We start from the raw sequence: 11,821 nt of genomic DNA, 5'->3' as shown, positions 1-11,821 counted from the left end.
CATCAACATTTAGCGTCAAATTTATTGGAACTTGGAATTTTACCTTTGGAATTAGTATTTTATTTATTCTTCAGATTTAGTTTCTGTAGCTTCAACTTCTGGAGTTGCAACAGCCTCAGCAGCTGGAGCTTCAACAGTTGCTGTAGCTTCTTGTGCTACTTCAACTTCAGCATCTTGAGTATCATCAGCTTCTTTATCAGAAGTTCTGTTAGACAAACCGTCAATAACTGCAGCAGTTACTAAAGACAAAATTTTATCGATTGATTTAGAAGCATCATCATTAGCTGGAATAACGTAATCTACTTCACGTGGATCAGAGTTAGTATCAACCATTGCGAAAACTGGAATGTTTAATTTTTGTGCTTCTTTAATTGCGATATGTTCTGCTTTAATATCAACTACGAATAATGCAGCTGGAAGTCTAGACATGTCTGCGATAGAACCTAAGTTTTTATCTAATTTTGCACGAAGACGATCTACTTGTAAACGCTCTTTTTTAGAAAGTGTCATGAATGTACCATCTTTTTTCATTCTATCAATAGTAGCCATTTTTTTAACAGCTTTTCTGATAGTTACGAAATTAGTTAGCATTCCACCAGGCCATCTTTCTGTAATATAAGGCATGTTAGCAGCTTTAGCTTTTTCAGCTACGATGTCTTTTGCTTGTTTTTTAGTAGCTACGAATAAAATTTTTCTACCAGATGCAGCAATTTTTTTCATTGCTTCGCTAGCTTCTTCAATTTTAGCAGCTGTTTTATATAGATTGATAATGTGAATTCCATTACGCTCCATATAAATGTAAGGAGCCATGTTTGGATCCCATTTACGAGTCATGTGTCCGAAGTGTACACCTGCTTCTAATAATTCTTTAACGTCAATTTTGTTTGCCATTGTGTAATAGTTTACGTTCCGTGTTATAGCAATGCGTCACCTTTTTCGCTTTAAGAATTCTCTTTAAGACTTTGTACTGCATTTCGATGCTAAACTAATTCCCTTTTTAAAAGGAATATCGACAACTTTGTTTTAAATTCAATTTTAATATGCTGAATTAATTTCAGCATCTGTTTGTAATAATTCGATGCATCAATAAATTTTGAGATAATCTCAAGAGATACTGAAACGAGTTCAGTATTAACGTTTTGAGAATTGGAATCTCTTTCTCGCTTTTTTCTGACCGAATTTTTTACGTTCTACCATTCTTGGATCTCTTGTTAGTAATCCTTCTGGTTTTAAGATGGCTCTGTTTCCTTCACCAACTTCACACATAACTCTTGCTAAAGCCATTCTTACAGCTTCTGCTTGACCTGTTGAACCACCACCATAAACATTAACTTTTACGTCATAGTTAGTTACATTTTCTGTCATAGACATTGGTTGTAATACTTTGTACTGTAAAGTTGCAGTTGGGAAGTACGTTGCAAATGGTTTTTTGTTAACTGTGATTTGTCCTGTTCCTTCTTGAACATAAACACGTGCAACAGCACATTTTCTTCTACCGATTTTGTGAATAACTCCCATTACTTTAAGTCGTTAAGGTTAATCGTTTTTGGTTTTTGAGCTCCTTGATTGTGCTCTGGACCAACATTTACATTTAAGTTACGGAATAATTGCGCACCTAATTTATTTTTAGGTAACATTCCTTTTACAGCTTTTTCTACTAATAATGCAGGGTTTTTTTGTTGCATTACTTTAGCAGTTAAACTTCTTTGTCCTCCTGGATAACCTGTGTGACGAATGTATGTTTTTTCGTCAAGTTTGTTACCTGTAAGGTTAATTTTTTCTGAGTTGATAACAATTACGTTATCTCCACAGTCAACGTGCGGTGAATAACTTGGCTTGTACTTACCTCTTAAGATCATTGCAACCTTTGAAGCAAGACGACCTAAGTTATGACCTTCAGCATCTACAACAACCCACTGCTTTTCTGCGGTGGCCTTGTTGGCTGAGACTGTCTTGTAGCTTAATGCGTCCATAATATTATTTTAATTAAACATTCCATTCCCAATTAAGGGAGTGCAAAAGTACAACTATTATTTATATATGCAAAATTGATTTTGAATTTTCTTTTAGCCTGAAAATCAGCTTCACTGATAAAATTAAAAAGCCAACTCAATATAGTATTGGGTTGGCTTTTTATTACAATTAGTTTTAGTACTAATTTATACTATAAACAAATTTGCAATAGTCACGGTTGCTTGTGTTGATAAAGGTTCATCAAATGCCGCTGTTCCAGCATCGATTCCAAAAAGAGCCGATGCATCATATCCGCCTTGAGAAACATTTTGCTCGCCATCGTAAGTACCTTGCGCTTGAACCGGTAGTCCGCCGCGATCATCGCGAACAATCCATCCTTTTTGACCACGTAATCTTCTTACTTCCGAGGCATGACGCGCTTCTACCGAATGTATTTGCAAAGCAGCTGTTAACAAATCTGGTGCTGAAATTAAATTAGCAGCTTGTCCTTTGTAAGCTCTCACTCCTGTATCTTCAAAAGCTTGTGCTAAGGCTAAAAAAGTTGGATAGTCATTAAATGGATCAAATAATCCGCCGGCAGTAAAATCAAAAGTTGGTTTGGCAACAAAGTTAGCGCTTCCTGTTCCACCTAATCCTGCAATTAAAAAGGCAACGTGATCCGACTCATGCTGCGCTATTTGTTGAAAAACTTTTAAATCTCTTCCTCCATTTTCAAGTGGTGAAATTACTCCTGAGTCCAATCCCATTTGATAAAACTCATCTTCAAGGTATTCTAATGTCAAGGCAAGTTGTAATGCACCAATTGGCGTACTTGGAGTTGGCGTAATATCTGCAGCATAGGATTTGTTTGCCAAAGCAGAAAGACCAAAGGGAATCGAAGCCAACGCTAAATTTTTTCCTAATTTCCCAAATTGCCCAAAGCTTTCTCTTCTATTTCCTGTAGCTTTAGTAAGATTATCATCTGTAAAGCTTTCTATAAATTTTATAATATTCATAATGTATCAGTTTAATGTTATAATTAAGGTAAGAAATTTGCCGAAAATTCAGTTGTGATAAATCCACTTGCAATGGTTACAACTTCTGATGGATTTTTTACAGTATCCAATCCGTTGCTCACACTTACAATATCATCTCCTGCAAAATCTTTAGAATTAGGGTTGATTAAGCTCCTAATTGCCGATGCGTGTCTTGCTTCTACCGAAACTATTTTTCCCGCCAACAATAAATACTCAGGATTAGTAAGTAATTTACCTGCACCATTATACGCTGCAACACCAGTATCTTCTAATGCTTTGGCAGTTGCTAGAACTTGTGTTCTATCATTAAAATTTAAACTTCCGTAGTCAAATGCTAATCCTGGAAGTAATTGCGAAGTTGGATTTGGTAAAGCACCAGTTAATGCGGCTTTAAAAAATTCCCTGTGAATTACTTCATGGTTGTACAAATCGATTAGAACTGCTCTATCTTCGGGAGTAAAAGCCGTGTTAAAAGCTGTAGCATTTACAACTTTAGTGTAGAAATCGGCCTCCAATTGTTCCAAGGCATAGGCATAAGTCAAAACGCCAAAATCGCCTCCACCCAAATCAAAAACTCCATTGCGCACGCCAGGAAGCCTATTTGTGTTACCCTCTTCATCATCATCACTACAACCAGCAAGCAGTAGTGAAGTACCAACGAGCGTTAATCCGCTGATTTTTAAAAAACTTCTTCTATTAGTAAAAGAAGGATTTACTTCATTAATTTTTAATGTCTTTTCCATAATTTTTTTTTTAAACGGTTAATTACTAGGTTTTGATTGATGATATCTTAAATATTTTTATATTTGTAAATAATCTTAGTAATTAAACATAATCCTACAAATATTTATATATTTGATTTTCAAATGTTTATTTATGTAAAGTTCTTTTTTATTCCATTGCAGTTCTTACATAATAAATTTTTTAAGTTATATTATTTACATATTAACAGAAACAAACTATTGTCATGAAATCTAAAGCCACATTAAAACAAATTGCTAAGGAACTTGGAGTTTCTGTTTCTACCGTATCCAAAGCGTTGAACGATAGTCCAGAAATAAGTGAGCCTACAAAATTGCGTGTGCAGGAATATGCAAAGCTGAAAAACTACAAGCCAAACATTATTGGATTAAATCTAAAAAACAGATCTACTAAGACTATTGGTGTGATTATACCTAATATTTTAAATTCATTTTTCGCAAAAGTTTTTAGCGGCATTGAAAAAGTAGCCGATGAAAAAGGTTATAAAGTCATTACTTGCATCAGTAACGAATCTTTAGAAAAAGAAATTGGTGCTTTGGAAATGTTGAGTAACGGAACTATTGATGGTTTTATATTATCTATATCTGAAGAAGCTCAGAAATTACAACAATACGGTCATTTCAAGTCCATTATAAATGAAGGAACACCAATAGTAATGTTTGATAGAACTACAGATGAAGTAAATTGTGACAAAGTAATTGTAGATGATTTGGATTCTGCAGTTAATGCAATGGAACATTTGATAAAATCAGGTTGTAAAAAAATCGCTTTATTTTCTACTATTGACAATCTAAGCGTTGGTAAACTTAGAGCAAAAGGCTTTTATAAATCTATTGAAGATAAAGGTTTCGAAATTGATAAAAACTTAGTCGTTTTAACTGATAACCCAGATGATTTTGACAATCAAATGCCCGACTTTTTTAAAAATAACAAAGTTGACGGAATTTTTGCTGTAGATGAACACGCATCGGTAATGGCCATGAAATACGGAATTAAAAACGGATATAAAATTCCAGAAAATCTTTCTATAATAGGATTTGCGGACGGACTTTGGTCGAAAAGAATGACGCCAAGTTTGTCAACAGTAAGCCAGCACGGACCAGAAATAGGAGAAGTTGCTGCCAAAATGCTAATCGATAAACTTGAAAGTAAGGCGGAAGATGTAACTTACAAAACCACAATCATAAAAACCGAATTGCGCTATAGAGATTCCACAATTAAGTAAAAGCAACCCTAAACAACTATTAAAGTTTAACTAAAACCATTAATTATATAGAACATAGTAAAACTTTTTTTAAATTAGTTACGTAAATGCTGTTATGAAAAAAACAATACTATTCTTTATTTTTATTTTAAACCTATCCTTGTCTTTTTCGCAAGAAAAGCTCAACGTGTTTGATATTGGCAGAAAAGGAACGGTAGAACAAGCTAAAGAAGCACTAAAAATAAATCCAAAAGCTTTTAACGTAGTAAATGATGAAGGTTATTCGCCATTAGTATTAGCGTGCTATCGTGCCAATAACGAAGTTGCTAAATTATTGATTGAAACCGGAAGCGATATTAACGGAAATTCTAAAATGGGAACACCTTTAATGGCTTCTATAGTTAAAGGCAACAATGAAATTGCAAAACTTCTTATTGAAAAAAAAGCAGATATTCATTCTTCTGATGCCAATGGAACTACAGCAATAATTTATGCTACCAACTTCAAAAATTACGAAATCGTATCGTTGCTCATAAAAGCTGGTGCTGATTATAATAAAAAAGACAATAGAGGAAATTCTGCATTAGATTATGCAATTCTTCTAGACGATGATAAATTGATTGAAACTTTAAAAAATAGAAAACTATGAAAAAAATTACTCTAAGCTTATTTACTTTACTACTTGCCTCGACGATGTTCGGGCAAACTTATTCAACTGGGACATTAAATCTAGACGCCAGCTATACCGCAAAGATTGATGTGAATGCAACAACCAATATAGTTACATTAACACTTACCGCGCCAAACGGTAACTATTTCGGACTTGGTTTTGGGGTTTTAAATATGTTGACCAACGGAAGTGATTGTGTTATTTTTACAGGAACAGAAGGTACAGGTTTAAATATTTTATCAGATAGAACCTTTAATGGAAATACTTCAACTCCATCGGTTGATACTGGTGGACAAAGTTGGACTGTGACGACTAACTCCGTTTCTGGTCCAACTCGAACTATTGTAGCAACAAGACCTAGAGTTTCTACAGGAGATTTTACTTTTCCTACAACAGCTGGTTCATTAAACCTAGCATGGTCAAGAAGCACAGCTGGTTACACATTAAACTACCATGGTGGAACTAGAGCTGGAGTGACTGTAAACTATACTTTGGCTAATGATTCATTCAAAGTGGAAGATTTCAAAATATATCCAAATCCTGCAAAAGGTTTTACTACCATTGAATTACCAACAAATTTGGATTCAGGTGTTGTAAAAATATATGATGCCTTAGGACGCGTTGTAAAAAATCAAACAATTACAACAACGGACAATGAAATTAACACTTCCGATTTAACGACAGGTTCTTACCTTTTAGTATTACGAACTGAATTTGGAAATGCAACCAAAACATTATTGGTTCAATAATCAATCCTATTTATTTAATAAAAAAAGCTAGAAATTACTTCTAGCTTTTTTTATGACTTCTATTTTATAAATTTATTCTTTAGTAAAAACATTTTCCGTTGCACCTTGTTTTATTGTAAATGTATTTTCGGAAAAAATTATTTTGATTCCTGCAGGCGTAAAATAAAATTCGGTTTCATTTTTAGCCGTTAGCGGAAACGAACTTTGACCTGTAGCTTGGGCAAGTAATTGTCCATTTTCTTTAGAAACGGTAATTTTTAATGGTACATCTTTACTAGAATAAACTCCAATATATTTTTGCAAAATGGCATCATCAATTACTAGATTTTTCAAATTAGGAAATGAATACTCTTGACCATAATACAGACTCAAAACACCAATCATAATGTCGTTTCTATTATAATTGTCGCCATTTACTATAAGTGAAATACCAAATTTTTCTACATCATTATAACCAACAACAGCTCTGAAACTTTCTATTCCACCAGTATGACCGTAGAATTTTTTTTCGCCAAAAGGCGCAATTATTAACCCTTTTCCATAATAATCTTCCATAGTTTTCATCAACTCCAACGAAGCTGGTGTAATAAGTTTACCTTCAAACAATCCGCGCATAAAAGCAGTTAAATCGCTAGGTGTTGCTGCAATATCTCCTGCTGCAAATGCTAATGAATTGTTCCATTCAGGTGTTTTTTCCCATGCTTTACCATCATATAAAAAGGAGAAACTTTCTTTATTTTTAAGATCTGTTTTTAAAGGAACAAGCGTGTTTTTCAAATTAAGTTTCACAACAATTCGTGAATTCAAATTGTCTGAAAAACTCTTTTTAGTGATAGTTTCAATAATTGCTCCAAGTAAGTAATAGTTTGAATTACTGTATTTATGTTTAGAATTTGGTTCGAATGCCGATTCGTATTTCGTAATTCTGTCAATCATTTCGACTCTAGAATTAGCAACATAAATTTTTTCGGCAATAGTTGCATCATCATTCAAATAATCGGGAATTCCTGTTCTATGGTGTAATAAATGATGAATAGTGATTTTATCTGCATTTGGAATATTTGGGTAAAATTTCGATAATTTGGTATCTAAACTTAGTTTTTTCTCTTCAATCAACTGCATTATTAGTACTGCTGTAAATGTTTTTGTGATCGAACCGATTTTAAGTTTGGTATCGGTTTCCAATTTTTTACTGGTTTCAATATCGGCATAGCCATACGCTTTTGCAAAAACAATTTTGTCGTTTTCACGCAGCGCAATCGAACCCATAAATTTATTATTGGTACTCAAAAAAGTTAATAAACTATCAATTTTTTGAAATTTCGTTTGTTGTGAAAATCCGATAAAAGAAATAAATAAAACGGAAAGGAATATAATTTTTCTCATGGGTATGTTTTTATTTATTAGAATGATGGAATCGGAAAATGTTACAGGTTGAAACCACTTTTCATGAAACTTTGTCATTTCGACCTTTTGGGAGAAATCACATAAACTAAATATCTTGATGCGATTTCTCCTGCGTCGAAATGACAAAGCGTAAAACTTTTAACTTGAAACCCTAAATTTTCTAATGCGCTTCCAACCAATTTTCACCAACACCAATTTCAACATCCAACGGAACATCCATTTTGAAGGCGTTTTCCATTTCGTGTTTAATCATAGGTTTAATTTTTTCTAATTCAGAGTTGTGAACGTCAAATACAAGTTCGTCATGAACCTGAAGTAACATCTTCGATTTCCAATTTTCTGAAGTTAGTTTTTTGTGAATATTAATCATTGCAATTTTGATGATATCGGCTGCGGAACCTTGAATTGGTGCATTAACAGCATTTCGTTCCGCACCACTTTTTACCATCATGTTGGCCGAATTGATGTCTTTTAAATAACGTCTTCTTCCTAAAACCGTTTGCACATAACCATTTTCTCTAGCAAAATCAACTTGATTGCTCATGTAGGATTTTAGCTTTGGATACGTAGCATAATACGCATCAATCAACTCAGCACTTTCTTTTCGTGAAAGCGATGTTTGATTAGAAAGTCCGAAAGCAGAAACCCCATAAATAATTCCGAAATTCACGGTTTTGGCATTGCTACGCTGTTCTTTTGTAACTTCTTCTAATGCAACATTGAACACTTTGGCAGCCGTACTTCTGTGAATATCTTCGTTATTTTGAAAAGCTTTTATCATGTTTTCTTCACCTGATAAAGCAGCAATAATTCGAAGTTCTATCTGAGAATAATCGGCAGAAACTAAAGTGTAATTTTCATCACGAGCTATAAATGCTTTTCTGATTAATCTTCCTCGTTCGGTACGAATTGGAATATTTTGCAAGTTAGGATTATTCGAACTTAAACGACCAGTTGCAGCAACCGTTTGCATGTAATCGGTGTGCACGCGACCCGTTTTTTTATCAACTTGATTAGGTAACGCATCAATGTACGTACTTTGCAATTTCACCATTTGACGCCATTCGAGAATATCTTTCACTATTTGATGTTCATTGGCTAAATAACTCAAAACTTCCTCGCCAGTGGCATATTGACCCGTTTTGGTTTTCTTCTGTTTTGCACCGCCAATTTTCATTTTGTCAAATAAAACGTCGCCCAATTGTTTTGGTGAAGCCAAATTGAATTTCTCGCCAGCAGTTTCGTATATTTTTTGTTCCAATTCCGAACTTTCTTTAGCCATTTCCACCGACATTTCTTTCAAGAACGGAACATCAAGGTTGATGCCTTCCAATTCCATTGCGGCTAATACTGGAATCAACGGAATTTCGATTTCATCAAATAACTTTTTGGTTTCGGCTTTATCTAAAATTGGACTGAAATTTTGCTTTAATTGATAAGTTACATCAGCATCTTCGGCTGCATACTCTTTGATTTCTTCCAACGCAACATCGCGCATTGATTTTTGATTTTTGCCTTTTTTACCAATTAAATCTTCAATAGATTTTGGAGAATATTTTAAATAGGTTTCACTCAAAACATCCATATTATGACGCATATCAGGATTGATCAAATAATGCGCAATCATCGTATCGAATAATTTTCCTTTAATTTGAACTCCGTAATGCGACAAGATTTTCAAATCATATTTTATATTCTGACCAATTTTTTCGATGGTTTCACTTTCAAAAAATGGTTTGAATTTATCTACTAAAACCTGTGCTTCTTCTTGATTTTCTGGAAAAGGAACGTAAAATGCTTCGCCTTGTTGCCAAGAAAATGACATTCCAACCAATTCGGCATTTAAGGCATCAATTCCAGTAGTTTCGGTATCAAAACATACTGAAGTTTGATTTAGTAAATTTTGCAAAAACAATTTTGTTCCCAATTCACCTTGAATAATCGTATAATTATGATTGGTATTTTCTAACGTTGCGTAGGTCGAATTGGTTTTTACTTCACCACTTTCCACATCTGAAAATCCAAACAAATCAAATTGATCTTCGTTGGATTTTTTAGCTACTGTTTTCTTTTGAATTTGACTTTTGTCATTGCTATTGTCATTGCCATTAGTATCAATTTCGTCGTATTCTTTTCCAGTTCCAAAATATTTATCAAACTGCGCTTTCATTTGACGGAATTCCAATTCTTGAAATAAAGCATCGGTTTTTTCAACATCAGGTTTAGAAAGTTCAAAATCTTCGGCATTAAATTCAACCGGACAATCTAATAGAATAGTAGCTAATTTTTTTGATAATATTCCCAATTCGGCATTGGCTTCAATTTTATCTTTGATGGCACCTTTTAGTTGATGCGTATTGGCCAAAAGATTTTCTAACGAACCATATTCTTTCAAAAATTTCTTTGCCGTTTTTTCACCTACGCCAGGCAATCCTGGAATATTATCGGCGGCATCACCCATCATTCCTAAGAAATCGATTACTTGTTCTGGTCGTTCGATTTCAAATTTTTCTAACACTTCTGGAATTCCCCAAATTTCAATGTCGTTGCCCATTCTTGCTGGTTTATACATGAAAATATTTTCGGAAACCAATTGTGCAAAATCCTTATCGGGCGTAACCATATATACTTTGAAACCTTCTTTTTCTGCTTGTTTAGCCAAAGTTCCAATTAAATCATCAGCTTCAAAACCTGCTTTCTCCATAATCGGAATATGCATTGCTGTTAATAATTCTTGAATATATGGAACAGCAATTTTAATTGCTTCGGGTGTTTCATCACGATGCGCTTTGTATTCTTGATACATTTCGTAACGGTAATCACTTCCACCTTTGTCAAATGCAACGGCTAAATGATCGGGTTTTTCACGTTTGATAACATCCATCAAAGCATTCATAAATCCCATGATTGCGGAAGTATCCATTCCTTTAGAATTGATTCTTGGGTTTTTTATAAAGGCAAAATAACCACGAAAGATTAGCGCATAGGCATCGAGAAGGTAAAGGCGTTTTTGTGACATGATTTCTTTTTTTAAAAAGTTACAGAAACTCCAATTCCATTAGAGTTTATTAAAAATGATGACGAATTAACTGTAAATCCAGTAACTGGATTTCGTAAATCCTCATTAATTAAATCTACTGATTTTTTTATTTTTTTGGAAAAACCAATCTTTATAGGGATTGCGACAAGAATTACACCTCCAGCAACATAATACAATATATTATCTGATTTTCTTGCATTGTTTTCAAAAGCATTATCTTTACTTTTATTCATAACAGAAATATGCTTACCTATAAGAGTGCCAATACCACCATAAAACAAAAAATTTCCCCAAGTTTGCTTAGCTTTTCCTGAATTAAACAGTTTTAATGCCGTTGAATTTGTAGCCATTATACTTCTTATATCATCAGTGTATAATCTTTCACCATCAAGGTTAACAATTTTTGAATTTCCTTTATAAGTTAAAACATCTTGAGAAAAAGTGATCGTTGGCACTAAGAAAAGGAAAAGTAATGCGAGCTTGTTCATACTAAATTTTGTAAATTATTTTCAACAAAAATAGTTTATCTATTGATAAAATTTTGAAATTTTTAAAAAATAACGGACTTAAATTTCAAAGCATTCCAAAATCTTAAAATGTGTTAAAAAAATAAGAATTCTTACTGACTTGATTACATTTGCAATTGATGAAGAAGAAATCCGTCATAGTAAGTTTGTCTTTTGTAATAATGGTAGTAAGTGCCTTATTATTACAGTCCATACATTCGTACCATCACCTAGAAAAATTCATTTCTGAAAAACATTGCAATCATCACTACTCAGACACTAAAACCGAAATCAGCCACAGTCATCATGATTTAGATCATTGTTATGTATGTGAATTTACTTTTAGCAACTCAGTAGCCACAGAATTTCTTTCCATTACATTTTATAAAAACTTGTTGCCTAGTTGCCTTATTTTCTTGATAAATCAAGATCTTGTAAGCGCATTCAAAGGTTGTCTATTCTCACTTAGAGCACCACCAATAGTTTAAAATAA

The 11,821-nt window shown here is 33.4% G+C and carries 12 protein-coding genes; 4 read left to right on the top strand and 8 right to left on the bottom strand.

What is annotated here, in order from left to right; translation table 11 throughout:
• Positions 1-63: 63 nt before the first annotated feature.
• The 5 genes from rpsB to ACZ098_RS08940 form a co-directional block, all read right to left on the bottom strand.
• Complete coding sequence (rpsB, locus tag ACZ098_RS08960; RefSeq protein ID WP_487311414.1) at positions 64-891, bottom strand: 30S ribosomal protein S2; 828 nt, start codon at positions 889-891, stop codon at positions 64-66.
• 240 nt (positions 892-1,131) lie between these two features.
• On the bottom strand, positions 1,132-1,518 hold the full coding sequence (gene rpsI / locus ACZ098_RS08955) for a 30S ribosomal protein S9 (protein ID WP_395044578.1): 387 nt from the start codon (positions 1,516-1,518) through the stop codon (positions 1,132-1,134).
• Positions 1,518-1,973, bottom strand: a complete 456-nt coding sequence (gene rplM / locus ACZ098_RS08950; protein ID WP_487311413.1) for a 50S ribosomal protein L13 — start codon at positions 1,971-1,973, stop codon at positions 1,518-1,520. The genes rpsI and rplM overlap by 1 nt, the downstream gene beginning before the upstream one ends.
• A 186-nt stretch (positions 1,974-2,159) precedes the next feature.
• Complete coding sequence (locus tag ACZ098_RS08945) at positions 2,160-2,969, bottom strand: ferritin-like domain-containing protein (RefSeq protein ID WP_487311412.1); 810 nt, start codon at positions 2,967-2,969, stop codon at positions 2,160-2,162.
• A 23-nt stretch (positions 2,970-2,992) separates the two neighbouring features.
• Positions 2,993-3,733 (bottom strand): ferritin-like domain-containing protein, encoded by a 741-nt coding sequence (locus ACZ098_RS08940; RefSeq protein WP_487311411.1) that lies wholly within the window; start codon positions 3,731-3,733, stop codon positions 2,993-2,995.
• A 224-nt stretch (positions 3,734-3,957) separates the two neighbouring features.
• On the opposite strand from ACZ098_RS08940, the gene ACZ098_RS08935 reads away from it, so the two are divergent.
• The 3 genes from ACZ098_RS08935 to ACZ098_RS08925 all read left to right on the top strand — a co-directional run bounded on the left by ACZ098_RS08935 (position 3,958) and on the right by ACZ098_RS08925 (position 6,375).
• Positions 3,958-4,977: a LacI family DNA-binding transcriptional regulator gene (locus ACZ098_RS08935; protein WP_487311410.1), complete on the top strand. Its 1,020-nt coding sequence runs from the start codon at positions 3,958-3,960 to the stop codon at positions 4,975-4,977.
• 94 nt (positions 4,978-5,071) lie between these two features.
• A complete protein-coding gene (locus tag ACZ098_RS08930) occupies positions 5,072-5,605 on the top strand; it encodes an ankyrin repeat domain-containing protein (RefSeq protein WP_487311409.1) in 534 nt (177 codons plus the stop codon).
• The gene (locus tag ACZ098_RS08925) at positions 5,602-6,375 is read left to right on the top strand and encodes a T9SS type A sorting domain-containing protein (protein ID WP_487311408.1); all 774 of its coding nucleotides are present in this window, start codon (positions 5,602-5,604) and stop codon (positions 6,373-6,375) included. The genes ACZ098_RS08930 and ACZ098_RS08925 overlap by 4 nt, the downstream gene beginning before the upstream one ends.
• 72 nt (positions 6,376-6,447) lie before the next feature.
• Here ACZ098_RS08925 and ACZ098_RS08920 read toward each other — a convergent pair whose 3' ends face one another.
• From ACZ098_RS08920 to ACZ098_RS08910, 3 genes are all read right to left on the bottom strand, one after another.
• Positions 6,448-7,839: a serine hydrolase domain-containing protein gene (locus ACZ098_RS08920; RefSeq protein WP_487311407.1), complete on the bottom strand. Its 1,392-nt coding sequence runs from the start codon at positions 7,837-7,839 to the stop codon at positions 6,448-6,450.
• Positions 7,840-7,942: 103 nt separating this feature from the next.
• A complete protein-coding gene (gene polA, locus ACZ098_RS08915) occupies positions 7,943-10,804 on the bottom strand; it encodes a DNA polymerase I (RefSeq protein WP_487311531.1) in 2,862 nt (953 codons plus the stop codon).
• Positions 10,805-10,812: 8 nt separating this feature from the next.
• The gene (locus ACZ098_RS08910) at positions 10,813-11,310 is read right to left on the bottom strand and encodes a hypothetical protein (protein ID WP_487311406.1); all 498 of its coding nucleotides are present in this window, start codon (positions 11,308-11,310) and stop codon (positions 10,813-10,815) included.
• Positions 11,311-11,468: 158 nt separating this feature from the next.
• Here ACZ098_RS08910 and ACZ098_RS08905 point away from each other — a divergent pair, with 158 nt between their 5' ends.
• On the top strand, positions 11,469-11,816 hold the full coding sequence (locus ACZ098_RS08905; RefSeq protein WP_487311405.1) for a hypothetical protein: 348 nt from the start codon (positions 11,469-11,471) through the stop codon (positions 11,814-11,816).
• The last annotated feature ends 5 nt before the right edge of the window (positions 11,817-11,821 follow it).

It is taken from the genome of Flavobacterium sp. SP2 (assembly GCF_057626655.1).
The sequence above is the reverse complement of the archived record's forward strand: the minus strand, read 5'-3'. Positions and strand labels throughout refer to the sequence as shown.

What these genes read in the sequence shown, in the direction of transcription:
- rplM (WP_487311413.1), bottom strand. Translation starts at nt 1,973, where the DNA reads ATGGACGCATTAAGCTACAAGACAGTCTCAGCCAACAAGGCCACCGCA.
- ACZ098_RS08920 (WP_487311407.1), bottom strand. Translation starts at nt 7,839, where the DNA reads ATGACAAAGTTTCATGAAAAGTGGTTTCAACCTGTAACATTTTCCGAT.
- rpsI (WP_395044578.1), bottom strand. Translation starts at nt 1,518, where the DNA reads ATGGGAGTTATTCACAAAATCGGTAGAAGAAAATGTGCTGTTGCACGT.
- ACZ098_RS08925 (WP_487311408.1), top strand. Translation starts at nt 5,602, where the DNA reads ATGAAAAAAATTACTCTAAGCTTATTTACTTTACTACTTGCCTCGACG.
- ACZ098_RS08945 (WP_487311412.1), bottom strand. Translation starts at nt 2,969, where the DNA reads ATGAATATTATAAAATTTATAGAAAGCTTTACAGATGATAATCTTACT.
- ACZ098_RS08930 (WP_487311409.1), top strand. Translation starts at nt 5,072, where the DNA reads ATGAAAAAAACAATACTATTCTTTATTTTTATTTTAAACCTATCCTTG.
- ACZ098_RS08910 (WP_487311406.1), bottom strand. Translation starts at nt 11,310, where the DNA reads ATGAACAAGCTCGCATTACTTTTCCTTTTCTTAGTGCCAACGATCACT.
- ACZ098_RS08940 (WP_487311411.1), bottom strand. Translation starts at nt 3,733, where the DNA reads ATGGAAAAGACATTAAAAATTAATGAAGTAAATCCTTCTTTTACTAAT.
- ACZ098_RS08905 (WP_487311405.1), top strand. Translation starts at nt 11,469, where the DNA reads ATGAAGAAGAAATCCGTCATAGTAAGTTTGTCTTTTGTAATAATGGTA.
- rpsB (WP_487311414.1), bottom strand. Translation starts at nt 891, where the DNA reads ATGGCAAACAAAATTGACGTTAAAGAATTATTAGAAGCAGGTGTACAC.
- ACZ098_RS08935 (WP_487311410.1), top strand. Translation starts at nt 3,958, where the DNA reads ATGAAATCTAAAGCCACATTAAAACAAATTGCTAAGGAACTTGGAGTT.